Annotated in this window: 24 protein-coding genes; 17 read left to right on the top strand and 7 right to left on the bottom strand. The window is 59.4% G+C overall.

All coding sequences use genetic code 11. The features are described from left to right. Nucleotides 1-401 precede the first annotated feature (401 nt). The gene (locus IVB22_RS18080) at nt 402-596 is read right to left on the bottom strand and encodes a hypothetical protein (RefSeq protein ID WP_247518663.1); all 195 of its coding nucleotides are present in this window, start codon (nt 594-596) and stop codon (nt 402-404) included. Continuing rightward, nucleotides 580-1,116: a transposase gene (locus tag IVB22_RS41945; RefSeq protein WP_374207554.1), complete on the bottom strand. Its 537-nt coding sequence runs from the start codon at nt 1,114-1,116 to the stop codon at nt 580-582. Before IVB22_RS41945 ends, IVB22_RS18080 begins: the two co-directional genes overlap by 17 nt. Nucleotides 1,117-1,664: 548 nt before the next feature. Between IVB22_RS41945 and IVB22_RS18070 the strand changes: the two genes are divergently transcribed. From IVB22_RS18070 to IVB22_RS18020, 11 genes are read left to right on the top strand one after another with little or no spacing between them, the layout of a single operon-like run. Continuing rightward, on the top strand, nt 1,665-2,366 hold the full coding sequence (locus tag IVB22_RS18070) for a sugar transferase (protein ID WP_247518661.1): 702 nt from the start codon (nt 1,665-1,667) through the stop codon (nt 2,364-2,366). Further along, complete coding sequence (locus IVB22_RS18065) at nt 2,366-3,532, top strand: glycosyltransferase (RefSeq protein WP_247518660.1); 1,167 nt, start codon at nt 2,366-2,368, stop codon at nt 3,530-3,532. Before IVB22_RS18070 ends, IVB22_RS18065 begins: the two co-directional genes overlap by 1 nt. Nucleotides 3,533-3,576: 44 nt before the next feature. Next, the gene (locus IVB22_RS18060) at nt 3,577-4,818 is read left to right on the top strand and encodes a polysaccharide pyruvyl transferase family protein (RefSeq protein WP_247518659.1); all 1,242 of its coding nucleotides are present in this window, start codon (nt 3,577-3,579) and stop codon (nt 4,816-4,818) included. Then, nucleotides 4,815-6,251: a hypothetical protein gene (locus tag IVB22_RS18055; RefSeq protein ID WP_247518658.1), complete on the top strand. Its 1,437-nt coding sequence runs from the start codon at nt 4,815-4,817 to the stop codon at nt 6,249-6,251. Before IVB22_RS18060 ends, IVB22_RS18055 begins: the two co-directional genes overlap by 4 nt. Beyond that, entirely contained in the window at nt 6,248-8,017 is a 1,770-nt protein-coding gene (locus IVB22_RS18050; RefSeq protein ID WP_247518657.1) for a Wzz/FepE/Etk N-terminal domain-containing protein, read from the top strand. The genes IVB22_RS18055 and IVB22_RS18050 overlap by 4 nt, the downstream gene beginning before the upstream one ends. Then, the gene (locus IVB22_RS18045) at nt 8,014-8,721 is read left to right on the top strand and encodes a methyltransferase domain-containing protein (protein ID WP_247518656.1); all 708 of its coding nucleotides are present in this window, start codon (nt 8,014-8,016) and stop codon (nt 8,719-8,721) included. Before IVB22_RS18050 ends, IVB22_RS18045 begins: the two co-directional genes overlap by 4 nt. A gap of 32 nt (nt 8,722-8,753) precedes the next feature. Continuing rightward, nucleotides 8,754-9,641 (top strand): glycosyltransferase family 2 protein, encoded by an 888-nt coding sequence (locus tag IVB22_RS18040; RefSeq protein WP_247518655.1) that lies wholly within the window; start codon nt 8,754-8,756, stop codon nt 9,639-9,641. A 9-nt stretch (nt 9,642-9,650) separates the two neighbouring features. Beyond that, complete coding sequence (locus IVB22_RS18035) at nt 9,651-10,937, top strand: glycosyltransferase family 4 protein (RefSeq protein WP_247518654.1); 1,287 nt, start codon at nt 9,651-9,653, stop codon at nt 10,935-10,937. Continuing rightward, nucleotides 10,934-12,178, top strand: a complete 1,245-nt coding sequence (locus IVB22_RS18030; protein ID WP_247518653.1) for an acyltransferase — start codon at nt 10,934-10,936, stop codon at nt 12,176-12,178. The genes IVB22_RS18035 and IVB22_RS18030 overlap by 4 nt, the downstream gene beginning before the upstream one ends. A gap of 47 nt (nt 12,179-12,225) precedes the next feature. Then, the gene (locus tag IVB22_RS18025; RefSeq protein ID WP_247518652.1) at nt 12,226-13,077 is read left to right on the top strand and encodes a hypothetical protein; all 852 of its coding nucleotides are present in this window, start codon (nt 12,226-12,228) and stop codon (nt 13,075-13,077) included. Further along, nucleotides 12,990-14,138: a glycosyltransferase gene (locus tag IVB22_RS18020; RefSeq protein ID WP_308200420.1), complete on the top strand. Its 1,149-nt coding sequence runs from the start codon at nt 12,990-12,992 to the stop codon at nt 14,136-14,138. Before IVB22_RS18025 ends, IVB22_RS18020 begins: the two co-directional genes overlap by 88 nt. Before the next feature lie 5 nt (nt 14,139-14,143). Here IVB22_RS18020 and IVB22_RS18015 read toward each other — a convergent pair whose 3' ends face one another. After that, the gene (locus IVB22_RS18015) at nt 14,144-14,935 is read right to left on the bottom strand and encodes a glycoside hydrolase family 16 protein (RefSeq protein WP_247518650.1); all 792 of its coding nucleotides are present in this window, start codon (nt 14,933-14,935) and stop codon (nt 14,144-14,146) included. 164 nt (nt 14,936-15,099) lie between these two features. Between IVB22_RS18015 and IVB22_RS18010 the strand changes: the two genes are divergently transcribed. Next, nucleotides 15,100-16,653 (top strand): lipopolysaccharide biosynthesis protein, encoded by a 1,554-nt coding sequence (locus IVB22_RS18010; RefSeq protein WP_247518649.1) that lies wholly within the window; start codon nt 15,100-15,102, stop codon nt 16,651-16,653. Next, nucleotides 16,650-18,038, top strand: a complete 1,389-nt coding sequence (locus IVB22_RS18005) for a polysaccharide biosynthesis/export family protein (protein ID WP_308200419.1) — start codon at nt 16,650-16,652, stop codon at nt 18,036-18,038. Before IVB22_RS18010 ends, IVB22_RS18005 begins: the two co-directional genes overlap by 4 nt. Nucleotides 18,039-18,063: 25 nt before the next feature. Here the strand turns inward: IVB22_RS18005 and IVB22_RS18000 are convergent, their stop codons facing one another. After that, nucleotides 18,064-18,375 (bottom strand): hypothetical protein, encoded by a 312-nt coding sequence (locus IVB22_RS18000; protein WP_247518648.1) that lies wholly within the window; start codon nt 18,373-18,375, stop codon nt 18,064-18,066. A 517-nt stretch (nt 18,376-18,892) separates the two neighbouring features. Between IVB22_RS18000 and galE the strand changes: the two genes are divergently transcribed. Both galE and metK read left to right on the top strand, forming a co-directional pair. Continuing rightward, a complete protein-coding gene (gene galE / locus IVB22_RS17995; protein WP_247518647.1) occupies nt 18,893-19,921 on the top strand; it encodes a UDP-glucose 4-epimerase GalE in 1,029 nt (342 codons plus the stop codon). Between the two features lie 173 nt (nt 19,922-20,094). Beyond that, entirely contained in the window at nt 20,095-21,288 is a 1,194-nt protein-coding gene (gene metK / locus IVB22_RS17990; protein WP_247518646.1) for a methionine adenosyltransferase, read from the top strand. An 840-nt stretch (nt 21,289-22,128) separates the two neighbouring features. Here metK and IVB22_RS17985 read toward each other — a convergent pair. The 3 genes from IVB22_RS17985 to IVB22_RS17975 all read right to left on the bottom strand — a co-directional run bounded on the left by IVB22_RS17985 (nt 22,129) and on the right by IVB22_RS17975 (nt 24,314). Continuing rightward, a complete protein-coding gene (locus IVB22_RS17985; protein ID WP_247518645.1) occupies nt 22,129-22,695 on the bottom strand; it encodes a type II toxin-antitoxin system VapC family toxin in 567 nt (188 codons plus the stop codon). Between the two features lies 1 nt (nt 22,696). Further along, on the bottom strand, nt 22,697-23,071 hold the full coding sequence (locus IVB22_RS17980) for a hypothetical protein (RefSeq protein ID WP_247518644.1): 375 nt from the start codon (nt 23,069-23,071) through the stop codon (nt 22,697-22,699). 409 nt (nt 23,072-23,480) lie between these two features. Continuing rightward, nucleotides 23,481-24,314, bottom strand: a complete 834-nt coding sequence (locus IVB22_RS17975) for a hypothetical protein (protein WP_247518643.1) — start codon at nt 24,312-24,314, stop codon at nt 23,481-23,483. 309 nt (nt 24,315-24,623) lie between these two features. On the opposite strand from IVB22_RS17975, the gene IVB22_RS17970 reads away from it, so the two are divergent. Together IVB22_RS17970 and IVB22_RS17965 are read left to right on the top strand one after the other, a co-directional pair. Beyond that, complete coding sequence (locus tag IVB22_RS17970; RefSeq protein ID WP_247518642.1) at nt 24,624-25,049, top strand: hypothetical protein; 426 nt, start codon at nt 24,624-24,626, stop codon at nt 25,047-25,049. A gap of 474 nt (nt 25,050-25,523) precedes the next feature. After that, nucleotides 25,524-25,898 carry a hypothetical protein gene (locus IVB22_RS17965; RefSeq protein ID WP_247518641.1) on the top strand — a complete coding sequence of 125 codons (375 nt, stop codon included), beginning with the start codon at nt 25,524-25,526 and terminating at the stop codon, nt 25,896-25,898. The last annotated feature ends 69 nt before the right edge of the window (nt 25,899-25,967 follow it).

Raw genomic sequence — 25,967 nt, 5'->3', positions numbered from 1 at the left:
AAATTGGAAGACAGACAAGTCGCAGGGCATTGTGACGTTGCATTCGGACGCGGCGACGGAAGGTCGGGAAGGACGAGCATCCGATGCGCTCGATGAGAGAACAACAAAAAATGACGCAAGAAGTACCATACTGCTACGCATGCAGGACTCCGATCTGGCGAAGCCTGCCCCGACGCAGAAGCCAATAAATTTTGGGCAAAAATGCGATAGCCGGTGCTATGCAGGAACTTCATGGGCTGATTTGCATTAGCGTTTTGCTCGATTGTGTAACAAGCGCGGCTGCATCTAATGCCGACACCGGAGCCGCCGACTGGCCCTATCTATTGGCACAAAGCGCTTCGTTACCGAGGAGCTTTATCGTAGTTCGACGCCTCCCGCCGACGATCACGTCGCACTGGAGGTCAGTCATTGCTGCCCACCTCGTTTGACTTGTTGTTCTGCTTGCGGGTCGAGCGCTTTCGTGTCCGGCCAACCCGCAGGAGGTGCCCCAGGCGGCTTTTGAACTGCGCAATGAGATCGTCGTTGTATTGTTCCGAGCTTGTGTCGCTGTCTTGCTTCTCTGACTCGGGATCTCGGACCTCAGGTAGCTTTTGCATCGAGGCTGGCTCCTGCGTGGGAGGCCGATGCGTGTGAGTTCACGGTCGAGATTTGCGGTTCTCCAACCAATGGAAACTCCGACGGAGCCAGCGTGGAGAGCTCATGCGCAGGCAGCGTAGTCTCGGCTTTATCGTCAGAGGTTCGTATTCCGCACTCTACGGCAGACAATTCGATCTGCGCGAGCATGAGAACGGCGGTCTTAAAGGAAACATTGATAGCCCGGCTGAGCTGAAATGGCTTGATAGGTTCCGTGCCGCACGCGGTCAGGAAGAGAGCCTTCAGCCATTTATGAAATGGGACGTGACTGCACTCGAACATTGTGCCCGTTCGCACCGAGAACAGCTTGCGGCACCCATAACACTTGTGAGTGCCGGTCTTGGTACTCGATCCTCTCAGGAGACTAGTCCGGCGATTTTCGCCGCAATGGGGACACACGACCCCGTTCGGCCAGAGGCAGGCCTCGATGAGTTCGAGCGCCGCACATTCATCTTTGAAGCAGAGAGAGAGATCGGTACACATACGGGGCCTCGTTTGCTTCCAAAACGTCGCCGAGATGTTTCACTCCCCTTCGATTTCATTCTCTGAAATCTTTACGCGTGCTTATCCCATGCGAGAACCGTACCAGTTCTTGAATGGAACATAAGCGCGGATTGCAAAGGATTGCTGACAAGGCTCAGGTCAGTTCCTAGCCGACTTGGATCGGTTTCTCTGGAAATGAGAACTTCGATAGGACATGCGCGTGATCACCCTGCGCTCTTGACCAGTTCCCGAGCGTGAGTTCGAAAGCGGCGCGTGCACACCGAGCGATCAGCATGCACAACTATAGCGCATCAGGCACCACGCATCACGCGTTCGTGGGTTAGAATAATCAGGTTGCGGTGCACCAATAGTTACGCACTAATTAACGAGGATAGTTACGCATTAATTAACGACACGGCCTGACCGAGGGAGAGTTGTTCCCGAGCACTGCCGACTAAGCGACACATAGTGAGATCCAGTCGTGACCGCGGCGCGAGCTGCGGAATGGGGACGGCTTGCATAACGGTCCCTTATTGGAGCTTAAGCCAATGCAGTTGTTTCAGTTGCCGAAGAGTGCGACCACGGAAGTTGGACTGCTTATCGACAGGCGTATCAAGCAGAGATCGGCGAGGTATCCGATCGGGGGCGTACCGAAACGGCTGCTCGATATTCTCGTTTCTTCGTCAGCGCTACTGGCCTTTGCACCGCTCTTTCTCCTCGTTGCATTGCTTCTAAAGATCACGGATCGAGGTGCCATTCTTTATCGGCAACCACGCGTCGGCTTTCGCTCTTCCAGCTTCGGGTGTCTGAAGTTCAGGACAATGGTGATGGATGGCGACGCGGTCCTGGCGCGATACCTTCGCGATAATCCCGAGGCTGCGAGGGAGTGGGCCGAAACACGCAAGCTAAAGCGAGATCCACGTGTGACTGCGGTCGGCCAGGTGTTGCGTCAAACCAGCCTGGATGAATTGCCGCAGCTCTGGAATATTCTTCGTGGCGACATGAGCATCGTCGGTCCGCGGCCGGTAGTCGCCGAAGAGATCACAATGTACGGACCGAGCGCGGGGCACTATCTGCTGACGCGTCCCGGTCTGACCGGCGCGTGGCAGGTCAGCGGCCGCAACGATGTTTCCTACGAGCGCCGCGTTTCCCTCGATCGAGACTATGTCGAGAACTGGTCGTTCTGGAATGACATTAAGATCATCGCGAAGACAGTGCCGGTGCTGATTACGGCCAAGGGCACATACTGATGCGGGTCGCAATAGTCCACTATTGGCTTGTCGGCATGCGCGGCGGCGAGAAGGTTCTCGAAGCCATCTGCGAACTCTACCCATCGGCCGACATCTTCACGCATGTGGTGGCGCCGGAGTCCATCTCCCCGGCGATTGCCAACCATCGAATCATGACGTCGTTTATCGCCAGGCTGCCGCGCGCAAAGGTCTGGTACAAGAAGTATCTGCCGCTAATGCCACTTGCGCTCGAGCAGTTCGACCTTCGCGGCTACGACCTGATCATCAGCAGCGAATCCGGTCCCGCGAAGGGGATCATTCCTCCCGCGCATGCGGTCCATGTCTGCTATTGCCACTCCCCGATGCGGTACATCTGGAACATGTACCACGACTATAGGTTCGCGTCCGGCGTGCTGACGCGCGTCGCGATGACGCTGTTCTCCCACTACCTGCGCAACTGGGATCAGGGGTCATCCGCTCGGGTCGACTTGTTCGTCGCCAACTCCAACAATGTGTCATCACGTATCCGCAAATACTTTCGCCGCGAATCCGATGTTGTCTTTCCACCAGTCGATGTCGACGCCTTCGAACAGGTGGCGGCTTCTGATGTCGGCGACTACTATCTGATGGTGGGGGAACTTGTTGCCTATAAGCGGCCCGACCTGGTCGTTGACGCCTTCAACGCGTCTGGCAAGAGACTCATCGTCATAGGCGGCGGTGAGATGCTGGAGACTCTGAAACGGCGCGCGCGGCCCAACGTCATGATTATGGGGCCGCAGGCATTTGCAGTCCTTCGGCATCATTATGCGCGTTGTCTGGCTCTGATTTTCCCCGGTGAAGAAGACTTTGGTATCGTTCCGGTCGAAGCGATGGCGAGCGGCCGGCCCGTCATCGCGTTCGGCCGCGGCGGAGCCACCGAAACAGTCGTCGACGGTGTTACTGGTGTGCTGTTCGCGGAGCAGACCACGGAAGCGCTCGGGAATGCGATTGCGCGCTCCGAGACGATCAGCTTCTCTGTCACCGACATCGTTCGGCATGCAGCCGGCTTCAGTAAGGAGCGCTTTAAGCACCAGATGAGACGTTCGGTCGAGCGGGCATTGCGCGAAAACGCGACAGTTGCTGCCGGCTACCAGAATCAGAATCCGTCTAGCACCAGAGCGCGAGTCGTCCATGCGAGCAAGGTCTAGGGCGGATGAACTCTCAGTCTCTCACGGTGTCGAGTGGTAGTATCATGAAGGTTGTCACCTTCAACGTTAAGTACAGCCCGAACCTCGGTGATGGGGTGATTGCCGAATGCCTCGAAGCCGAGCTTGGGCGGCGGCTACCCGATGTCAGCATTGAAGCTCTAGATCTTGCCGGACGCACCGATCGCGACAGTCCGGCGAGGTCCGGCCGTCGTGTCCTTGCCTTGAAAGCATTGCAGATGACGCCCGCGATCCTGCGCGACGTGTTGGTCGAGGCAATCCTTCGCCTTCAGATGAGGAGGAAATGCCGACCGGTCTGGCGCGAAGCGCTCTGCGATGCCGATCTCGCGATTGTCGGTGGTGGCCAACTGATCCAGGACGGTGACCTTAACTTCCCGGTCAAGCTGTCGATTGTAGCGGCTGAGTGCAAGCGCAACAATGTTCCGATCGCCTTGTTTGGGCTAGGTGTCGCCGAAAGCCGGTCTAGACGAGGTGCAGGACTGATCTCGTCACTGCTACATGCTGACCAACTGGTGTTCGCAGGTGTGCGCGACGGGGACTCTGCGAAACGGCTACGCCAGCGTCGCGTGAAGGGCGTCGTCGTGACGCCGGATCCCGGCCTGATGGCATCTCAGGTGTGGCCATCAATTGTGCGGCGACAGCGCAAACGCCCTGTCATTGGCGTCGGGATAACCCATCCGGTTATTTTGCAGCATCACGGGGAGGGAAAGTCCGATGATACGATCATTATGGGGCTCTATCGAAGCCTGATAAGGCGACTGCTGGCTTCAGGATACGACGTAACCTGTTTCTCGAACGGAGCTCGGGAAGACGGGATTTGCCTGGACCGTGTCGTTGATTCATTCCGTGATGACGATGGGCTGACGCGCGCGCCGGACTGTAGGAGCCCCCGGGAACTCGCGGAACTGGTCGGAAGCTTCGATGCAGTTATCGCGCACCGGCTGCACGCGTGCATCCTTGCTTACTCCTACCGCGTGGCGCACGTCGGCTTGAGTTGGGACTCAAAGCTAGCAGCGTTCTTTGCAAATGTCGGGCGGAGCCGGTACCTGGTGGAGTTCAGCGCTGACGCTGTGCAGATAATGCCGGAGCTCTTGGCCGCTGCGAGGGCCGAGACGATCTGTGATGTCCAACATAAGCGTGTGCTCGCATTAACGGGGGCATCGATCGATAGTTTGGTGCGGCTGCTCAAGGGGGAGACGCGGCCAAAGCTGATCGAGCATTCCGAACGGGCCTTGAATGCAATGCCTCTCAGCAAGGTTCGCGCATGACCGTCGAATTGATCGGCATTGGGACTGTTTTGGTGGGCCTCTGGGTGTTGCGGCAGGGCCCGATCGCCGCATTCTGGGTGATGGCCCTGGCTACCCTGCTGGGGGCGGCGGCAGCCTTCAAGGTTCCGGCGCTGGGCGACGCAAGCGTCCCACCGGTTCTGGTAGTCGCCATCTTTCTTGCGATAACGGTCGCACTGCGACCACACCTGCGTACTGCAGCGCTCGAGAGCCTTGCGCCGCCGGGTCCCGGTTTCTGGATCCTGTTGTTCACGACCTACGCCGTTGCAACCGCATTCTTTATGCCCCGGCTGTTTCAGGGCCTGACCTACGCCTACTCGCTCGCGCGAAACGACGCCGACGTTGGGATCGTCAGTCTGCCCTTGAAACCTCGAGCCGCCAATGCGACGCAGGCCTTCTATCTCATCGCGGATCTCGGCTGCTTCATGAGCACCTGGGCGCTTATGGTCCGGGATCAGGCCAAGGACATCACAAACGCGTTGATCGTGTGTGCGGTGGTTTTGCTCGCGTCGGCCGTAGCCGACGTCGCCACACATTATACCGACACGGGATTCCTGCTCTCCTGGCTCCGCAATGCCAACTACCGGATGCTCGAGTCCGGTGAAATCGGCGGATTCAAACGCATCGTCGGCACATTCACCGAAGCCGGCGCCTTCGGCTACGCGGCGCTCGGCTTCCACGCATTTACCCTGAGCCTCTGGCTGTACGGGTTCCGCACTCGCATCACCGGATCGCTCGCGCTGCTTCTCGCGCTATCGCTGTTGTTATCGACTTCGACGACGGCCTATGGATCCTTGGCCATGTTCTCGTCGCTCATGGTGATCGGTGCGCTTGTGAAGCTCGCCAATGGACAGGCCACCGGCAGGGACTGCAGTTATCTTTTTATCGTCTCGATGATCCCGTTCTTGCTTTTAGTGGTCATCTTGTTCGTGCCTTCGGTCTGGTCGGCTGTTACGGGCCTGTACGAGTCCGCCGTTTCCAACAAGCTGGCAAGTCAGTCCGGGATTGAGCGCATGCGCTGGAATTACTTCGCGCTGCAGAATTTTTGGGACACTTCGGGTTTCGGCGCCGGGCTCGGGAGTGTCCGGGCGTCGAGCTTTGTGGTTGCGTTGCTCGCCAATACTGGCGTACTCGGCCTGCTCCTGTTCGTCGTGACCCTGGCGTCGGTGTTCGCGATGGGAAAGGTGATCTCTTTTGAGGATGTTGTCGCGCGTGCAGGCCTGAACGCATGCGTCGCTCTCATTGGCTCAGCCTGCATATCGGCCGGTAGCGTCGACCTTGGGTTTCTCTTTTTCATCTTCTTTGCGCTTGCCGCCGGCGGGCGACAATTGCGTGAGCGTGCGGCTGCGGCTTTGGGGAAAAGCAATCCGTTGGTGGGCGCGCGTCATCTCACGCTGCAGGGACGTAGTTCATGATACAGCCACACTATCCGGAATCGAATGACAAAGTGTTCGGCGTCTGGGACATTGCCGCCTTTCTCCTAGAGAACCGCAAGACGATTGCTTTTTTCATCGCAGGGACCGTCTCTGCCGCCGTGGTCTATCTTCTGCTGGCGACGCCGATTTTCGTGGCAACGACCAGCGTCCTCATCGACCCCAATCGGGGGGCGGAACTATTCAATGCAGCGCCGATGCCTGCGACGATGACGTCGGATCAGTCGCGCGTTGAGAGCCAGATGGAAGTAATCAAGTCCGACCGGGTCGCCAATTCGGTTATCTCACGGCTGAAACTTGACCAGCGGCAGGAGTTCGCGACCGGACCTTCGCTCGTTCAAACCCTCTTAGCGCGGATTACTCCGACTTCGACGGCGTCCGCAGCAGGGGAGGCGGGTCCCCCAGATACGACGGAGTTTCGTGAAGTTGCGTCGCGCTTTGCTGGCAAACTGTCAACGAAACGAATCGGGCAGTCTTTAGTCATAGAGATTGCCTTCTCGTCCGCCGATCCAAACTCGTCTGCAGAGATCGCCAATGAAATCGCTGAGTCTTTCATCAGAACGATAGTCGAGGCCAAGTCCAAGCTCGCGGAGGAGCAGGGCAAGTGGCTCTCGGGGCGATTGGAGACCCTGCAGCAGCAGGCGTTCGAGGCGGCGCGCAGGGTTAACCGCTTCCGCTCTGTCGGCGACTCCCTTTCCAGCCAGGACGCTCGAGCAAAGCTCGAGGAACTCGAGAGCATCGCGACCAGCTATCGCAGGATGTACGATGATTTCCAGCGCCAATACAACGAGACGCTGCAGCGCATCAGCTATCCGGACGCTGACGTGAGAATCATTTCCCGGGCGTCGGCCCCGCTGGGCAAGAGCAGCCCGCGCACCACGCTCGTTCTTGCATTCGCGGTTATTCTGGGAGGATTGAGCGGAACGGCGTTTGCGGCGGTACGCCTCACTAGCGATCGCACCGTTCGCTCCCTAACGCAGCTCAGCACGAATGTCGGAGTGACCCCCCTTGGCGCGATCAATGATCTTTCAGAGGCGAACGTCTGGCGGGAGGGGAAGCTGCGGTGGTTCAGCAGGAGCGCGACGGCCCGAAGCGCTGCGGGCACCCTAAGCAGGATTGCGGCCGGCCGCCTCAGCGCTTCGGTGAAGACCGATCTTCGAAGGATAAGAACAACTATCGCGTCGCTAACGGCGAATCCGAATGTCTTATGCATCGGTGTGATCGCGTGTTGCGAAGGAGAGGGGTCGACGACGGTTGCAACATGCCTGGCCAATGAATACGAGCGCAGCGGCGCACGAACCATTCTGGTCGATAGCTGCGCCGACAGCCGGACACTGAGTCAGGAACTGGGTGCCAGAAGGACGACAAAAGCGCAGCCGGATGGACAACAGGAGTCCGAACAAGCGGTTGAGCCTGGCGCTCTTACATTGGCATTGTTGCCGTCTGCCGAAAGTTACCTCCAGCCGGGCGAAACCAATCGGCTCCTGACAGAACGGACGACGGAAGTACTCTCGGAATCCCGGCTGGAGTTCGAACGGATCATCGTCGATCTGCCAGCGCTGCTGTCGTCGGATCATTGGAAGCTGCTCATTCCCTACGTCGACCAGGTGATTATCGTGGTCGACTTCGGGAAAACGACAGTTGACCAGACAAGAGACGGCCTGATCGAACTCAATCTTGCAGGCGGCAAGGTGCTTGGCGCCGTTCTCAACCGCGTGCCCGCAATTGCTCGGAAGACCTGGTCATGACGATTGCCGGGCAGAGAGAGGTAGTGATGACCATTAGCGCATTTGCCGAACCTTCAGCAACTCCTGTGTTGTCGGCCATTCGAAGTCGTCCCCGGCTCAAGGCGGTGATGAAAAGGTACCTCGAAGCGATTGGCTATGACACGACTGACTGGGTGCGTGTGGCAATGTATCGACATGCGTTCGAGTTTATCGCGCGGCTGGGGCCGGAGCGTCTTCGTGTTTTGGAGGTGTCGGCCGGCTCGCAATGGAAAAGCAGGTTTGCCTTCGAGTCGTTTACGGGCACGAGCTATCCGGCGTTCGATATCTGCAAGGATGCCCTACCGGATCAGTTTGATCTGGTGATCGCCGATCAGGTCTTTGAGCATTTGAAGTGGCCGGCGCGTGCTGCCCGCAATGTACATGCGATGGTGCGGCCAGGCGGCCACTTCCTCATCGCGACGCCGTTTCTGGTTCGCTATCACCCATCGCCGATCGATTGTAACCGGTGGACGTCCGAGGGGCTTTCCTGCCTCTTGCAGGAAGCAGGATTTCCCGAAGCTGGGATCCAGACCTTCGCCTGGGGCAATCGTTCGTGCCTTAAGGCGAACCTGTCCGCATGGCGCAAGCGCGGCTTCTTCGGCTCACTGCGCAACGAGCCGGATGTTCCCATCATGGTGTGGGCATACGCCAGGAAGCCGCTCGGACCTGCGGAGGTAGCCGGATGAATGGCACAGGCGCCAATTGGTCGGAAGAACGCGTGCAGCATTCGCCGCTCAGGATTGTCGTGGGTATTGCAACGTCGGGTCGCCCGCTCATTCTTTCGCGCCTGCTGGAACGCTTGCGCGTGCAGACGCGTAGCGCCGACGCGGTCATTGTTTGTGGCCCGTCTCCAGCCGACGTATCAGGGATCGATTCAGGACATCCGGGACTTCGCTGCATCACGAGTGATCGGGGACTGACGATACAGCGTAATGCGATCCTCAGGGCGGGCGCGGCCTTTGACGTCGTCGTCTTCCTCGACGACGATTTCGTGCCTTGTCCCGGCTATCTTCAGGCTGTCGAACGGATCTTTATGAGCAGGCCCGATGTCGTCGTCGGCACCGGACATGTTGTCGCCGACGGCATTCTTGGTCCCGGGCTTGCCTTCGAGGATGCGCTTAAGACGCTGCAGCAAGACGGTCAGGCGGAGCCGACGCAGGAGATTGAGGACGTTTACAACGCTTACGGCTGCAACATGGCGATACGCATCGACGTGGTGCGCGCGAGGGGGTTGGAGTTTGATGAGACCCTGCCACTCTACGGCTGGCTGGAGGATGTCGACTTCAGCCGTCGCATGGCGGCATATGGCCGGATTGTGAAGATCAGTGCTGCGCGCGGCGTCCATCTCGGCGTGAAGTCCAGCCGTCAATCGGGTCGCCGGCTTGGCTACTCGCAGGTTTCAAACCCGCTCTATCTGGTTCGCAAGGGCACCTGCTCGAGCAGCAAGGCGCTGAAGCTCATGAGCCGCAACGTCGTGGCCAACGTTGCCAAGACGTTTCGCCCGGAGCCCTACATCGATCGCGCTGGTCGACTGAAAGGAAACATTCGTGCGCTGCTCGACCTGATGGCCGGCCGGCTGTCGCCGAAACGCGTTTTGAGTTTGTGAGATTCACGCATGTTGCAGGTGATTGACCACTTTCGTCAGGCATCCGGGTCGCGAAATGCGCGGCCAGTGCCGGATCGTGTCGTCATCATCAACGATGTATCCCAAGTGCGTGGAGGCGCCACGAATGTGGCGTTGCATTCCGCGGAATTGCTGGATGGCAGCGGCATTCCGGTTACTTACTTCACTGGCGACGATGGCTTGCACTCCGAGCCCCGGCTGCGCAATGCAGAGGTCGTGGCTGTTGGCGGTGAGCATATCCTCCGAAAGGCATTGCCGCGTGCGGCACTGGACGGGCTGTACAACGTTTCGGCGGAACAAAAGTTGGCCGCCTGGATTGCCGCCAACGATACGCCGGGCACGATCTATCATCTGCATGGCTGGTCGAAGATACTATCACCTTCGGTCTTCCATGCGCTGCGTCCAGTCGCGAAGCGCCTGATCGTCAATGCTCATGACTTCTTTTTGGTTTGTCCGAACGGCGGCTATTTCAACTTCCGCAGCGAAAGTCCCTGCGCGCTGCGGCCGATGAGCGCGTTGTGCCTGCTCAGCTCGTGCGACCGGCGCAATTATGCCCACAAGCTCTGGCGATCGGTCCGTCAGGAAATTCGTCGCGCAGTCTTCGATTTAGCGTCGGGCGCCAAAGTTCTGGCGGTACATGAAGGCATGCTGCCGCATCTCGAACGCGGTGGAATTCCGCGGGCGAGGCTTGCGACGCTGCGCAACCCGGTTACGCCGTGGCACCCGCGACGCATCGAAGCCGAACGAAACAAGGTGTTCCTGTTCGTTGGCAGGCTCGAGGAGGACAAGGGTGTCGACCTTCTTCTTGCGGCAGCTCGCGACGCGAACGTGCCCGTCCGGGTGATAGGTAGCGGTCCGCTCGAGGGCAGGCTTGCCGGGATCTATCCCGACGTGGAGTTCACCGGATGGAAGGGCGCAAATGACATTCCCGCACTCGTCCGCGATGCCAGGGCCCTGGTCATGCCGAGCCGCTACCGTGAACCGTTCGGCCTGGTGGCATTCGAGGCGCTATCGAGTGGCCTGCCGGTCGTCGTTTCCAGTTTTGCGATGATCGCCGACGAGCTATCGCAGGTCGGAGCTGGCATATCCTGCGATCCTTACGATCGGGGTGCTTTCAGCAAAGTCTTGTCGATCCTGGCATCCAACGACGAACTGACTGCTTCGATGAGCGGTCTGGCGTACGCCAACGCCGCGCGCTTCTCGCTGAGCCCGAGCGAGTGGGCGCAACGACTTGTTTCGCACTATAGCGACGCCTTGCAGGAGGCCGTAGCGCGATGAACAAGCTTGCTGCGATCCAGATCCTGCGTGCCGTTGCGGCGGTCCTGGTCCTTGTTTCTCATGCGATCTTGCGGCAAGCCCAATGGGCCCCGACCGATCCGTTGACCAGTCAGATCGCGATTCACATCGGCATCCTTGGTGTCTGGATATTCTTCATCATCAGCGGCTTCATCATGTCGTACACGTACTACGACGACTTTGCTCGTCCCGGCGCCGCGGGGCAGTTCATCGCCAGCCGCATCATCCGGATTGTTCCGATCTATTGGCTGGCCACCGCGCTTGAAGTTGCGTTGCGCCTTCATCACGGCGCCGGGCTCGACGTCCACAAGCTGATCTGCTCGCTGTTCTTCATTCCGGTTGCGGTCGAGCCAGTTCCGATGACGGCGATGCGTCCGACGCTCGGCGTAGGCTGGACATTGAACTACGAGATGATGTTCTACGCGGCTTTTGCGTCGGTGCTGTTGCTGTCGCGCAGGAAGGGACTAACGGTGCTGATTGCTCTGATGGCAGGAGTTGTCTTGACCGGAACGTTCTTCAAGCCGATTGCCGATACGCGCGCCCCGACAAGCCTGATCACGTTCTATTCCGATCCTATCATCCTGCTGTTCGGTGTCGGCGTCTTGATCGGAGTAGCCGCTCGCTGGCTCAAGATCGCGCATACCGCTCGCAGTCACGCGGCCCTCTTGATCGTGCTGGCCGCGTTTCTCGCTGTTGATGTCACGTTGTTTGCAGCCTTCGTTGGCACTTATCCTGGTGACGTTGAGTGGATCGCTGCCTTCTGGGTCATCAGTGCGATTTGTGTCGTCCTTTGTGTCACGGTTCGGATAGACGGCACGCGATGGCTCACCCAAAGACTCGTGCAGTTGGGGGACGCATCCTACAGCCTCTATCTGTTCCATTTCTTTGCGATCATTGCCGCGGAGAAGCTTTGGTGGTGGTTCTTTGGGAAAAGCGAATCATGGATGTTCGTTCCCGCGTCTGCCGTCGCGGCCGTCCTGGCCGCCATCGCGATCCATATTTTCGTCGAGCTGCCGATCGGCAGGCGATTGCGACGCATCAGTGCATTGTTCAGTCCGCGTCGATTTGTTCGACCCGAAACCGTCCGAACTCCGATTAACGGAATGCCTGGTGAAGTAACTGTAGCCTGGAGCGGAGTTGCATTGCCTTTGGAGCCATCGCGTCCAGACGTGTCATCCGGCACGCCCTTCCGCGCCCACATGGTCCACAGAAGGAGACGCTAGTCATGCAGCACGCAACGTGGAACGCGATCGAATCCTCCTCTGTCGCGATGAGCGTCTACCGCTACTATCGGAGGCTGCTTCCGTCATCAGCCCGGGCCCTGCTTCGCTGGCTTGCGATGCCCCGCTGGAATGCGGCCGCGGCCCTGGTCCGTCGTCGCGCTGCCAACACAGTACTGTCCGGCCCGTTTACGGGAATGCACCTGAGCTTGACCCCGGTCTCCAGCCGGAATCTGCTCGGCTATCTTCTCGGCACGCAGGAGATCGAGCTGCATGATGTGGTGCTTCGGGTGATTGCGCGTGGCTATCCGCGCATCATCAATGTCGGTGCGGCTGATGGTTACTACGCAATCGGATTCTTGCGGCAGATGCCAGGGACGAAGGTTACAGCCTTCGAAGGTGCCCTGGAGCATCACGCAGGCCTGCTGCGGGCGGCCGTTCTGAACGACGTTGCCGCCCGGTTTACGCTCAAGGGCTTCTGCGGTCCGGATGACCTCGGGGCCGAACTCGCCGACCGCTCCGGTCCGACCCTGGTCCTTGCCGATATCGAAGGCGGAGAGCTTGATATGCTCGACCTTAGCAAGGTCCCACGCCTGTCCTGCGCCGACATCCTGGTAGAAACGCATGACGCCTTCGTGCCCAACTGTACCGAAGAGTTGAAGGCGCGATTTGCGGGAACGCACAATGTTGAGCAGATTGTAGCGCGGCCGCGTTCCCTTGCAGACTTCCCCGCGGCGATTATTCCCGAACTTTCGAAGTTGATGCCGCGCACCGCCGTCGAACTCATGAACGAGCGGCGGACTGGAACGCAGATGTGGCTCTATCTCACCGCAAAACGGCAGCCGGAAGTCGAGGCTGTGGGAGCTGTGGAGAATTCAGACTCGGACAGAGGCAGCTTGTGAGTATTCTACTCGCCAGTGGCACGTCATACCTTCCCCACGTCGTCGGTGGTCTGGAAGTCAATACGCATGAGCTCGCGCTCGAACTGAACCGCCGCGGAGTCAAGACCTCCGTGTTGTCGCGGTTGCCGCTACGGCGCGTGGATGGAGCATTGCGAGCTGCCGTCAACTTTCTTCGCGGGACTGACGTGTCCGTGGACCGGCAGCTTGGCTACGATGTCTACCGATCGCGCAAGCCGTGGGACAGTCTTGACGGGCTGCCTCTACCTCGTCTGGTCGTGGTTCAGAACGGGAAGATGGTTGAGATCGCGAGGGCGTTCGCCCGCCGGGGCGTGCCGGCGATTGCCTATCTGCACGGGCTGGAGTTTGAAATGGGCCGCAGACGATGGACCGGCTCCAGCGGAGGTCTTCCTTTTCGCGCCTATATTGCCAACTCGGAGTTTACTGCGGGACGGTTCCGCGAACGATTCGGAATTCATGCCTGCGTCATTCCGCCTGTGTTTCGGGCCGAGCGCTATCGCCTGGCTGGTGATCGCCGTTACGTCACTTTCATCAATCCCGTGGCCGAGAAGGGCGTCGATGTCGCCCTCGCGATTGCCGAGCAGTGTCCGGACATTCCATTCCGCTTCGTGAAGGGGTGGCCCCTGGGAATGCGCCAGGCCGCGCTGCTCAAGGGCCGGATCCACAGGCTGGCCAATGTCGAACTTGTTGAGCGCAGCGACGACATGTCGCCGATCTATGCCTCGACACGTGTATTGCTGGTGCCGAGCCAATGGGAGGCGGAGACCTGGGGCCGCGTCGCCTCAGAGGCACAGTTCAGCGGAATTCCCGTGCTGGCGAGTGATCGCGGCGCATTGCCGGAGACGGTCGGTGCAGGCGGAGCCATCATCAAGTATGACGCGCCTGCCTGCACCTGGGCCACCGAGTTGAGGCGGATGTGGTCCGACGATCTGTACTACCAGCAGCTACAGCAGGCAGCGCTGGCGCATTCGCGCCGCCCGGAACTCGACTTCAAGCAGCAGATTGATGCCTTTCTGGCAGTTGCCACGAGGATTGCGGCATGACTGCCTCAGCGCTTCTGCCACGCTCGGACATAGTCGACATACATGTAGGACGGGCTTGGTGCCTCGTCGATGGGCCATCCGGCGCCAAGCCCGAGATCGATCAGCATGTACATCGGCTGATGATGTTCGGCAGGCGTCGGCACGCTCCCCACCTCACGACGATCGAAATAGAAACGCGTCCACTCGCCGTCGATCTTTACACCATAGGTGTGGAAGTCTGCGTAAAGGGAATTCGGCGGCACCGCGACGAACTTGTGCGTCGTGCGGGAGTTTTTCGGCACCTTGCGATCCCACACGTGAACCGAAGCGGTGTAACGCGCGGGCATATGGCCGTAGTGCTCGACCACGTCGACCTCGGACGTATGAGTAGAGCGATCGAGGCCGATCAGCCAGAAGGCCGGCCAAAGGCCCTTGCCCGCTGGAAACCTGGCCCGCATTTCGAAGTATCCGAACTGCTGCGCAAAGCCTTTGCCCTCCCGATCGACAGACGCCAGAAGCCCGCCGCGCCACTTACCATCCACACCCTTGGCGGCTTCGATGCGGAGCTGGCCGTCCTGCGTAGTGAATGGAAAGCCCGGCTTCGGATCGGCGAAGGCCGCGCTCCCAAAGTCGCCGTTCCACGGCGTGTGGGCGATCCAGCGCGTTCCGGGTCCCCACGCGGACACGTCCAACGCGTCAAAATCCTCGCTGAAGGTTTGTATGAGATCCGAAAGATCGAGTTCGTCGCCGGTGTCAGCGCGCCCGGGCGTTGGAAGTCCAGCCAGTACAAGAAGCAGCAAAAGAACTCGCGTAACCATGTCAACGCCCCGTACCCTGAAGGGGAAGGCCTCCGACCCGAAAGAACCATAGCGATGCATGATGGCGATGTCATGCATGGCAAAAATCCGAGGCCCGACAGGTCTGGACCTATTATGCAGCGGGCCGTCGACATGCAGGCTGGAAATCGAAAAGGGCGCACGGCATGTCCAGGTTCGTGAAGAACTCGATGCTTGGCGCGCTGGCGGGAGGTGCGATTGCGCTTGCGAGCTTCTTCAGTAGCATTGCCGTGGCTCGTACGCTTGGCGTGAACGAGACAGGATCGGTTGCCTATGTCATCTGGCTTGTTTGGATGGTCGCGCCCTTCGTCGATCTGGGTCTATCGTCCGCTGTTGGACGGTTCCTGCCGTTCCTGCACGGGAGCGGACAGTCCAGCGTGGCGGCACATCTGGACAGAAACCTTTCGCGACGGCTCGCGATTGCGGCGCTTATCGCGGCCATCTGTGCCGGCATGATGGTGTGGCTGTATGGTCACCAATCCCTTGCAGAGTTTCTTGGCGGTGGTGCGGCGAAGGGCGCATCAATGCCGCTGGTCGTCCTCATGATCTTGCTTGTCGTTGGCCAGGCGCTGACCACTTACACCTATGCTCGTTTGAGGGGACGGCAGGAATTCTTTTTGGCCGCGCGCATCGCAGGCGTTTCACTATTGCTGCAGGTCTCCGCCGTGATCGGCGGTTCACTGTTGTTCGGGATCACGGGCGCATTGGCTGGTTACGCTGCGGGCATGGTGGTTCCTTCAGTCGTGTGTCTGTCAACGATGTTCGGGCCGGCGTCAATCGATCGCACGCTGAGGCGGCGCGTGACCTCGTTTGCCCTCTTCTGCTGGGGAGCCAACGTCACCAGCGCCATTGTCTGGTCGCGGATCGAGCTGTTCTTCCTCGAGCGCTACTGGGGAATGGATTCGGTGGCGATGTTCGCAGTTGCGCTGGCGCTGACCCAGCTCGCCATTCAGGGCCCCATGTTGCTGACAAGCGCAGTGCTGGCATCGCTTGCCGAGAAACGCGGGCGTGACGATCTGGATGGCATGAGAGAGCAGTTCGCTGCCGCGGTTCGGCTTCTGGCGGCACTCGCATTTCCGATATGTTTTGGCACCGCTGCCATTATTCCAGAGCTGTTGCCGGCTCTCTATGGTGACAAGTTCGTCGCCGCCGTGCCGGCGGCCATGGTCCTTGTTTCCGTTGCAGCGCTGAGCGTGTTGTCGACAGTCGCCACCAGCCTGGTGCAGGCGCTTGAGCGAAGTGACTTCGTATTTGCGAGCTCCCTCTGTGGTGCCGCATGTGCGCTGGCCGCTGGCTCCCTGCTGATCCCCGAATTCGGCGTGATGGGCGCCGCTTCCGCGCGGGTAGCAATTCAGGTGCTGATGATCGGCCTGGGTTGCTGGTTCGTAGTGCAGCGGCTCGGGTTCACCATTCCGGTGGTCGCGGTGCTGAAGCTCTGTGCCGCTGCGCTCGCCAGCGCTGCGGCGGCATCCGTTTGCATCAGGATTGTCGGCCATCCGTCAAGCATACCGTTGGCGATTGCCGCAGGGGCGGCGGTGTACGTAGTTGGGCTGCGCGTAGTGAACGCGGTTGAGCCTGGCGATGCAGCTTTCCTGACTAATCTTACGCGATCGCTGCCGCCGACTCTTGCGGAGATTGCTGCTCGTCTTGCAGCTTTCGTCAGCGCAACGAAGCGGAATGAAAGAATGCTGCCGCCATGAGATCAGAAGAGGACCACCACATGCCGCGTAACTCGATGGAGACTTGGAATACGGCTTCGATTTGGAGCCATCGCGTCGCGCCACTGAGGATCGGCGCATCGCTGGCGGCTCTTTGCCTGCTTCAACTTCTCGCCGCACCGGCTTTCAGCGCTGAATATCTTCTCGGTCCTCAGGACAAACTGCGCCTGAAGGTCGTCGAATGGCGTGCCGGCAAGGCCGAATACTACGAGTGGACGCCGTTCGGCGCGGAATACACCGTAAATCCCGCCGGTCGCGTGTCCTTGCCAATGATCGGCGAAATCGCCGCGGAAGGGCGGACCAGCGACCAACTTGCTCGTGCGATCACGGCAGAACTGTACAAGCGCACCGGCTTTATGGGTGCGCAGGAAGCGGCGGTCGAGATAGTTCAGTATCGCCCGTTCTACGTGCTCGGCGACGTGGAGCGCCCTGGAGAATTCAACTTTCGTCCCGGCTTAAGCGTCTTGCAGGCAGTGGGCGTAGCCGGCGGCTTGCATCGGCCAAGCGAAGCCGGGATGCGGGAGCAGATCAACGCGGCAGGAAACGTCGAGGCTGCACGTCTGGAGCTGTGGCGTACCTACATCAGACGCGCTCGGCTCGAAGCTGAACTTGCCGAGCAGAACACAATCACACTACCGCCTGAGCTCGCCAACAAGAAGGATATCGGAAGTCTCCTGGCAGAGGAGGCAACGATCTTGATAACCCGGCGCGACGTGCTGCAGTCGCAGCTCGCGGCCTTGTCGGAACTGCGATCGCTGTATGAGAAGGAGATTGCCTCGCTGCAGAGCAAGCTCGTGACACAGGAGAAGCAGGTCGCTCTGGCCCAGCGCGAGCTGAATACCGTCGGCGCTCTTGTCGATAAGGGGCTTGCAGTCACATCGCGGCAGTTCGCGCTGGAGCGCACGACCGCAGATCTGCAAAGCGGAATGCTCGATGTGCAAACGGCGTTAGTCCGGGCTCAGCAGGAAGTGCGGAAGACGGAGCGCGATGCGACCGACCTGGTCAAGGACGGCAAGGCGAAAGCCTCGTCCGAGCTGCGGGAGGCCAAGGCCAGCATCGAGCAGCTGATCAATCGGATGAATACGTCTGAAACGCTTGTCGCCGAAGCAACGACGTCTCCGCGGACGGCTCAAAATGAGAGCGGCGGGAAGTCGCTTTCCTACTGGATACAGCGGCGCAAGGATGGCGCGATGGCGACATTTCCGACTGATGACGGAACGCTCGTGGAACCTGGCGACGTTGTTCGCGTCGAGGTTATTCGTGCGCCGGGTGCTGCAGGTTCAGTCTCGCGCAAGGGTGTCGCGACAACGGCATTCAACGCGGGGAACTACGCCGCCACAATCGTCTCGCAATCGGGTGAGCAGTAGAGCGGAGCATGCAACCAACCGGGCTTCAGCTTGTGGAATGGTCGGTCTTGCTCGCGCGCGCGACGTGCAGACTCGCATGCAGCCGGGCAAATCCGGGCGAACGAGCCTTCAGCTTTATGAGAAATATTCGCGCGACGACGGCTCCTACGTATCCGACCTGCAGAAAAAGCAGCGCCAACAGCAACTCGATCGCCAGCACCTTCCAGGAGGTGCTGGCCAAGCCGAGCAACAGTGCGTATCCGGCAATGAGTGCCGCGACGCCGATTGCAAAAGCGCCGAGTCGAAAAATGACGCCGCAGGCAAAGCCTGCGGCCATGAACAACATGCCCGCGAGCATTCTGAGCTACCTTTGCGATCGAGCGCGTCGGCGATCCAATCGGAACGCGCTCCGATCTCTGTCGATAAGCTGCGTCCTGTCCGACAAATATTAGCGTCAAAATGCATGAACAAACCAATAAGTCGTGCCCAAAAAATTGGCAGGAAACCACCTTCGAGAGCTCGAGGAACAGAATGGGATCCAGCGGAGGAGCAGAACGATTGCCGGTTCCACCGGGAAACGAAGAGGTCGTAATGAAGATCGCAAGAGACTTTGCATGCGACACGTGCGGCTCTGCCTCTATCGCGCCTCCGCCAAGGCTGGGCGACAGCGACGTGGTCAGGTGCCAGCACTGCAAGAAAGTTCTGATGACCTGGAAAGTCTATAGGCTCCTTGGCGTCGACGATGCAGGCGAAATCGCCATCGGCCCTGCTTGTTGGGAAGATTGAAGACCAATTCTGCTCAGGAAGGGCAGAGCGGCGCGTGACCGCCTGTTTCATGGTCGCGGCCTAGGACTAGGACGGACAGAAGGTGAATTATGATGCAGGACTTCCGGGCAACGCGATTGACGAATGGCAGCAGCGTGTTAGTCACGGGCGGAGCCGGCTATATTGGAAGCCACGCGGTCCTGGCCCTGCTGGATGCTGGCGAGCGAGCCGTAGTAATCGACGATCTATCCACGGGTCTGCGGGCCGCCGTTCCGGAAGGCGTGCCCTTCTATCGTGCAAACTGCGGCGACGCGGCGATGGTCGGCAAGATCCTGCAGAACCACGCTATTGATACGATCATGCATTTTGCCGGCAGCATATCAGTCGCCGAGTCCGTTCGTGATCCCGCAAAATACTATTTGAACAATACCGTGAACACACATGCGCTGATCTCTCAAGCTGAGCGCGCTGGCGTTTCACACTTCATATTCTCGTCGACGGCCGCTGTTTACGGAGAGCCGCGAACGATCCCGATTGAGGAGGAAAACGCGACGCTCCCAATCAACCCATACGGCCGCTCGAAGCTCGCCATCGAATGGATGCTACGGGATGCAGCAGCATCAACCCCGCTCAGGTATTGCGCGCTGCGCTACTTCAATGTCGCAGTGGCCGATCCGACGGGTCGTTCGGGGCAGTCTACGCGAGAGGCAATTCATCTCATCCAGGTCGCAGTGCAGGCGGCGCTGGGTCGGCGGCGGGGCATGGAAGTGTTTGGCAGCGATTATCCAACAGCGGATGGATCCTGCATCCGCGACTACGTGCACGTCACCGATCTCGCGCAGGCGCACGTCGATGCGCTGACGCATCTGCGAAGCGGGGGAGAGTCGCTGACCTGCAATGTGGGATATGGCCATGGCTACTCGGTCCTGGATGTGATCGATGTCGTCAAGCGCGTGTGCCGCGTCGATTTCGACGTGAGGATGCGCGAACGCAGGCCCGGAGATCCGGCTATTCTTGTGGCATCCAACGCAAAAGCGAAGTCCGTCCTGCGTTGGAGATCATGTCACGACCATCTCGAGCAGATCGTGCAGCACGCACTGAGCTGGGAGCGGCAGCTGAAGCTCGGCGTTCCGGCATGATCAAGATTACTGACAGTGTTGGCGCCCGACTCGACATTGTCGTTTCAATTCTCAGGCGAGGGGAACCGAACCGGCAAGGCCATGCCCGGCATCCTGGGATAAGGCGCTGGGGGACATCTTAAGACACATCACGGAGGACCGCCGAGGTCCGGACGGAAAAAGGGGTTTACTTGATGCGCGCGTCCTATCTGTTCACCAGCGAGTCGGTTTCCGAGGGTCATCCGGACAAGGTTTGCGACCGTATCTCTGATGAGATCGTCGATCTGTTTTACCGCGAAGGCCCGAAGGCAGGCATCGATCCTTGGGCGATCCGTGCCGCCTGTGAAACGCTCGCCACCACCAACAAGGTGGTGATTGCAGGCGAAACCCGCGGTCCGACGTCCGTCACCAAAGAGCAGATAGAAGGCGTGGTGCGCGGCGCCATCAAGGACATTGGTTACGAGCAAGAAGGCTTCCACTGGGAAACCTGCGATATCGAGATCCTGCTGCATCCGCAGTCCGCCGATATTGCGCAGGGCGTCGACGCGCTGCAGCCCGGCAACCAGGAAGAAGGCGCGGGCGACCAGGGCATCATGTTCGGCTACGCCTGCAACGAGACGCCCGACCTGATGCCGGCGCCGATCTTCTACGCCCACAAAATTTTGCGGTTGATCTCAGAAGCCCGCCACTCGGGCCGCGAGAAGGTGCTGGGTCCGGACTCCAAGAGCCAGGTCACCGTGCAATATGAGAACGGCAAACCGGTCGGCGTGCGCGAGATCGTGGTCTCGCATCAGCATATCGTTGAGAACATGACCTCGGAACAGGTCCGCGAACGCGTCGAGCCCTACGTGCGCGAGGCGTTGCCCAAGGACTGGATCAACGGCAAGACCATCTGGCATATCAACCCGACCGGCAAATTCTACATCGGCGGACCCGACGGCGACTCCGGCCTCACCGGCCGCAAGATCATCGTCGACACTTATGGCGGCGCGGCCCCGCATGGCGGCGGCGCATTCTCCGGCAAGGATCCGACCAAGGTCGATCGTTCCGCCGCTTATGCCGCACGCTATGTCGCCAAAAACATCGTTGCCGCCGGTCTTGCCGATCGTTGCACGCTGCAGCTCGCTTATGCCATCGGCGTGGCGCGGCCGCTTTCGATCTACATAGACACGCACGGCACCGGAAAAGTGCCGGAGGACCAGCTCGAGAAGGCGGTGGCCCAGGCCATGGATCTGACGCCGCGCGGCATTCGCACCCACCTCGATCTCAACCGCCCGATCTACGCGCGCACCGCGGCCTATGGCCATTTCGGCCGTATGTCGGACAATGAAGGCGGCTTCTCCTGGGAGAAGACCGATCTGGTCGAGTCGCTGAAGCGCGCCGTCTGAACCGCCGGTTCTGTCGCGTAGAAGCATGACCCAAATGGACGAAGGCGGCTCCAGAACGCGGCAACGCAAGGACCTGCCTACCTCAGAAGGCGATGATCAGCGAATGTCGGGAGGCCCCACAACCATCCAGAGCGCAATGGGTCGGTTGGGCCCCCTTGACGCCCTGGACCAGCACGCGAGAAATGCTGACGAGAGTGATTCCCGACCCTTCTCCCGCCTGGTCCGCTGACCGCACTGTCTTCGGCAAGGTAGTTTGGGGGATGATGCTGAAGCATCATGAAGATCAATGAGGCACATTTTCCCTCAAACTTCTCAGTAACACGTTGAAAGCGTTGGATTCGCGGACTTCCCTAGGGAGCGCCCGCTTCGCAAATTGTCCGTCTGACATTGCGCTTTAGGCTACTGCCTCAAAAAGCAATTTGAGATGGTTGCGTGTCTGAAGCTGTGGCGCACAGCGGGCCTGCTCAACTGGACGAGCGGGCATCCTAGGTCCGTCGGAACATCACCCAATGTCCTCAAACCCGGGCGCAAGGCCACCAAATGTTGCGGTGCGATCGCGCAAATAGCTTCCGGAGAGGACCAGCATTTTGAATGACCGGCCGCGACGCCGATCGCGCCGTGGGACGGGGCGATCTCTCGAAAACGCCACTGGACAAGCCGCTCCTTGGCGGCCTTTCTGAAAGGTACTCTTAGACTTGCAATGTACCTTATGGTTTGACAAACCTTGGCAACTCATTGATATCGCAATAAATGCGACCGCCCTCCGAGCGCACCATGCGTCTACTTATTGAAATATATTTGCTTTTGAGGGTTACCTGAAAAGCTCTTTTGCGCTGGCGTTCATTTCGAACGATAGAACAGCGCGCGTCCGGTTGGAATGAGTTGGAGTAGAATATCGTAGTCGCCGACATTCGCAGTCAGGACAACGAGGCCAAGCTTTTGCGCATGAAGGAACAGCACGCAGTCCTGAAGCGCGCGCAGCTTGCCGTCCTTTTCGTAGCCTTGGAGGCGGCAGAGTATCCCCGACAGAAGCGCAGCACGTCCTAGAACGTCGGTGTCCGGCGCGAAGATACGATGTGGTGGCATCGCTCTGATTTGCCTGCCGATCACGTCGATGACCGTGGCGGTTCGCGCGTCAGACGGATTCAATACGCCTACCGTGTGCATCAGTTCCTGTATCGCGACAGTCGAATGATTGACCTGTCGCTCCGCGATCAGGTCGTCCAAGATCTGAGGCGAACGATCTTGCATCTGGTCAATGTAAACGGAGGTATCAAGCAGAAGTCCTTGTCCGCCGATTGAGCTCGGATTGACAAACGGCAGTTCATTGTCACTTCGTCGTGCCAGCGTTCTTTGCGGATCGAAGCGCGCCCACCGCCGGGCAGCGCCGAAATCGAACTCCGCCACCTCAAAAACCGAGCTTCAGCTTCGGGTCGACCTTGCCGCGAGACTCCTTGAACACGTCTGCGAAGTTATCCTCAAGCGCGACCGTCGCCAGGGCAAACTCGATCAAGTCCGTATCTGTCTCGATGCCTGTCTGCCGTTTGGCCTGCCTGACCAATGCCGGGCTCACCCTGCCGCCAATACGGCCGCCTTTTTCGTTCAGGAGACCCGACTGTTCCGCTGCCCGCATAACCGCTTCGAACCGCGCCTTGCTCACGACAAACTGGCCGGCCGCAGGCTCGCGGTGAGCGGCTTTTATCTGCCCCCAGCTACCTTTGGTCGTGCTTGCTGCCTGCTTGCCCCGGCGCGGTGGGGATTTGCTTGCTGGTGCCTTTGCCATGGCATTTGCCTACGTTAGACAGAATTGAATTTTGTCTAACGTAGCGTTTCAGCGCCAGAACTTCAAGGCGTGTGCCGAGGCGTAGAGGCGAGCGCGCCGGGAACCCACGGTTCGCATCGAAGCGGCTAAGCGCTGTTCGCCAATACTATCGAATATTTGGCTGCGAGAGTTTTCGCGACCAGTTTCCTCATGTGCGCTGGTGCTACCTTCCTGCGGTTCATTTGGATGTCGAACGGCACCTAAAGGTGCGATTGGCATGGGCACCTTTGGTTTGGTGTACTCACGTAGATTATTGAAATCGCTGCCAGTAACGCCGACCACCTCAAAAATCAGCTTTGTTTTTGTTGGGCTTTTGGCTCCGCGGCCTGCGTTTGGTCACAGGGGGCGGATTCTCCGAGAGGCAAATCCGTCACGGCTTGGCCGGGCTCGATCGAGCTGAGAGCGGGACTTGAAAGATCCTGAATCGCGGGAGTTCAGGAAAGCTATCGGCGGCGCTGGCAGAGACGAGCCCGACGATCGCGGCCGCAACTTCCTTGCCGACCAGCCGATTGATCGCAGTGGTTTGACCTTTGCTCAGTTGGACTTCGAGCGCGCCCGCCGCCGCCATCGCGGTCCTGACGCGGTTGATCGACTGCTCGGAATATCTATCGTCGATCGCAATTGTCTTACCAGCCAGGTCGGAGACCGACTTGACGTCGGGACCCGCCACGAGGACGGCCACGAGCGCGTCCAGCGACGTATCCAACGTCGGGACCGACATTCCCTCCGCGACCGCTGCGGCGGCCGCCACCTGCTCCTCCGTCGTTCGGGGCTGCGGAACGTCGGTCGTGGCCTGCGGATCGGCGGTGATTGTGCGTGTCGCTTGGGAAGCGCGAGTCGCTTCGGAAGCGCGAGCAGCTTGGGAAGCAACGGCATTGCCCGTCGTCTGCTGGTTCGCTTGCGGAGAAGGAATCGGTATGGGAACGGTAGCCGCGGCTTTTGCCGCGACCTTGATTGGCTTGGGTGCTCGATGAACGGCGTGTTTCGCGTGAGATCGGGGCGGGCTGTCGCCGCGCCAGGCGACGATGGATAATGGTTTCGCTGCGGCGGATTCGCTGTCGTGCGATTCAGGTTCAATCGGCACATGAACCGCGGTCAGGCAGGCCAATGGGTTCAGGCCAACGCATGATGGCTGTGTTGATTGTTGGCTGCTGCAACCGACCAGGGTAGTACCCAGCACGCAAATAAGAAGCGTCGTCCTCAATCGATCCTCCTGAAGAGGTTGAGTGCGGCCCGCAATTCTTGCGGCTTGAAAGATGTTGCGCTGGTCCTCCACGAGTGAAGCAAAATTGTTAAATGCGCATTAAGCCTAGGCCAACAGCGGCTTGATGCTCCGGCATGGTTAATGCCGGGCCCGTGCAGCTTCGCTCGAATGGAAGCGCCTCGGTGCCATCCCACGGCGCTTGTATTCACACGCTCGCCTTCTCGTTGCTTCCTTCGATGCAGGATTCCGCCACGAATCGGTCGCTATGTTCGCGCTGGGGGTTGTTCATCGAGTGATGGAGAATGGCCTATGGCGAGTATCGAACGACTTCACAGAACTCCGCCGCTGGATTTAGCCAAGCTTGAAGAAGACGTCGTCGGGAGCCTTCCCGTGGTCAGGGCGGCTCCATCGGGACTGATGCCAGACTACGTGGAGCATGAAGAGGGCGTTACGCGCGTCGGCGCGCTGACTGCCGAGGCCGTGGTACGCGACTATGAAGCCGCCGCCAGGGAAATCGAAGCCATGGGCGCAGAGCTGATCAGCGCGGCGAAGAAATGCGAGGCGATGACCGCCGAAGTGCACAATGCCATTGCCTTCATGCGCGATACCGCGGCCTCGTATCGCGAGGAAGCCAAAAAGATCTTCAAGCGCATCGAGGAATGCGCGATCTTTACCGAGCAGGTTCGGAAGACCTGCGAGACCGTCAAACTCAAGATGATCGAAGGCAAAGTATAGCCGCCGTGAGATATCCAGAATATCGATCAGGTCTGTTTTTCGAATAGCGTGTGTGAATTGCGGTACACGCTGGTGCCGCGAATCAGCTTAGTTTGTAGTCTTCTCCCTAGACTCGCCCCCGCCGCAAATGGCGGGGCCTCTTTGCGGTATCCGACGAGTCAGAATAGTCGTGCGGCTGATCAGGCAGGTCCGCACCCGTTGGTTGCAGCTTCAGATACTTGGTTGATCCGATACCCTCCGAGCGCACCACAACGTGGCAGTTTTGGCCTAGTACAATCGGTTCTGCGGGGTGTTCGCGTGTCCGCAATGCCACGGCGCGCGAATCGTTTGGCGTGGCGTGTGGGTTGTTGCCCCTACAGTCGCACCGTTCGCGTAAACTGAATGCGCCGGCCGGCCGTTGATTCCCGCCGGCTCTGCCGCCGTTCGGCGCTTCCAGGAAGTTCGACACCTGCCAAGACCACCCGGAGCATCTTCATGCTGTTTCTGAGCTACGCCTATCGTTTCCTCTCCAACTTCGTGTTCCTGGCGCTGGTCTATTTCGCTCTGAATTTCCTCGAAAAGTATCAGCACCGCGTGCTCGTCGCGGTTCTCGTGCTGGTCTATGCGGGCATGCACGCGGCGTCGGCGCTGCGGTCATTTCACTTCTTCCAGCGCATCGAACGGCTGGAGCTTGAGGCACGCCGCCTGGTGGCGGCGCTGGGCGAGGGACCGAATTCGACGTCGACGCGCAAGCAGGTCATCACCGAAGTCGGCACGCTGCGCCATGCCGGCGAGATCAAGGCCTATATCGACCTGCTGTTCCTCGCCATCGTTATCCTGCTCTGCATCGCCAAGATAGTGACGAATTGAGCCCCTGTCCTGATGGCGGGCTCAGGACAGTGCATCAAAACAAATGATTAGGGGAGCAGTCCTGATCCA

This window comes from Bradyrhizobium sp. 190 (assembly GCF_023073415.1).
In the GTDB taxonomy this organism is placed as follows: domain Bacteria; phylum Pseudomonadota; class Alphaproteobacteria; order Rhizobiales; family Xanthobacteraceae; genus Bradyrhizobium.
This window is presented reverse-complemented; position numbering and strand designations above follow the sequence as displayed.

What these genes read in the sequence shown, in the direction of transcription:
- IVB22_RS18060 (WP_247518659.1), top strand. Translation starts at nt 3,577, where the DNA reads ATGAAGGTTGTCACCTTCAACGTTAAGTACAGCCCGAACCTCGGTGAT.
- IVB22_RS18080 (WP_247518663.1), bottom strand. Translation starts at nt 596, where the DNA reads ATGCAAAAGCTACCTGAGGTCCGAGATCCCGAGTCAGAGAAGCAAGAC.
- IVB22_RS18055 (WP_247518658.1), top strand. Translation starts at nt 4,815, where the DNA reads ATGACCGTCGAATTGATCGGCATTGGGACTGTTTTGGTGGGCCTCTGG.
- IVB22_RS18005 (WP_308200419.1), top strand. Translation starts at nt 16,650, where the DNA reads ATGAGATCAGAAGAGGACCACCACATGCCGCGTAACTCGATGGAGACT.
- IVB22_RS18045 (WP_247518656.1), top strand. Translation starts at nt 8,014, where the DNA reads ATGACGATTGCCGGGCAGAGAGAGGTAGTGATGACCATTAGCGCATTT.
- IVB22_RS18015 (WP_247518650.1), bottom strand. Translation starts at nt 14,935, where the DNA reads ATGGTTACGCGAGTTCTTTTGCTGCTTCTTGTACTGGCTGGACTTCCA.
- IVB22_RS17970 (WP_247518642.1), top strand. Translation starts at nt 24,624, where the DNA reads ATGGCGAGTATCGAACGACTTCACAGAACTCCGCCGCTGGATTTAGCC.
- IVB22_RS41945 (WP_374207554.1), bottom strand. Translation starts at nt 1,116, where the DNA reads ATGTGTACCGATCTCTCTCTCTGCTTCAAAGATGAATGTGCGGCGCTC.
- IVB22_RS18065 (WP_247518660.1), top strand. Translation starts at nt 2,366, where the DNA reads ATGCGGGTCGCAATAGTCCACTATTGGCTTGTCGGCATGCGCGGCGGC.
- IVB22_RS17965 (WP_247518641.1), top strand. Translation starts at nt 25,524, where the DNA reads ATGCTGTTTCTGAGCTACGCCTATCGTTTCCTCTCCAACTTCGTGTTC.
- IVB22_RS18030 (WP_247518653.1), top strand. Translation starts at nt 10,934, where the DNA reads ATGAACAAGCTTGCTGCGATCCAGATCCTGCGTGCCGTTGCGGCGGTC.
- IVB22_RS18025 (WP_247518652.1), top strand. Translation starts at nt 12,226, where the DNA reads ATGAGCGTCTACCGCTACTATCGGAGGCTGCTTCCGTCATCAGCCCGG.
- galE (WP_247518647.1), top strand. Translation starts at nt 18,893, where the DNA reads ATGATGCAGGACTTCCGGGCAACGCGATTGACGAATGGCAGCAGCGTG.
- IVB22_RS18050 (WP_247518657.1), top strand. Translation starts at nt 6,248, where the DNA reads ATGATACAGCCACACTATCCGGAATCGAATGACAAAGTGTTCGGCGTC.
- IVB22_RS18010 (WP_247518649.1), top strand. Translation starts at nt 15,100, where the DNA reads ATGTCCAGGTTCGTGAAGAACTCGATGCTTGGCGCGCTGGCGGGAGGT.
- IVB22_RS18070 (WP_247518661.1), top strand. Translation starts at nt 1,665, where the DNA reads ATGCAGTTGTTTCAGTTGCCGAAGAGTGCGACCACGGAAGTTGGACTG.
- IVB22_RS18035 (WP_247518654.1), top strand. Translation starts at nt 9,651, where the DNA reads ATGTTGCAGGTGATTGACCACTTTCGTCAGGCATCCGGGTCGCGAAAT.
- metK (WP_247518646.1), top strand. Translation starts at nt 20,095, where the DNA reads ATGCGCGCGTCCTATCTGTTCACCAGCGAGTCGGTTTCCGAGGGTCAT.
- IVB22_RS17980 (WP_247518644.1), bottom strand. Translation starts at nt 23,071, where the DNA reads ATGGCAAAGGCACCAGCAAGCAAATCCCCACCGCGCCGGGGCAAGCAG.
- IVB22_RS18000 (WP_247518648.1), bottom strand. Translation starts at nt 18,375, where the DNA reads ATGCTCGCGGGCATGTTGTTCATGGCCGCAGGCTTTGCCTGCGGCGTC.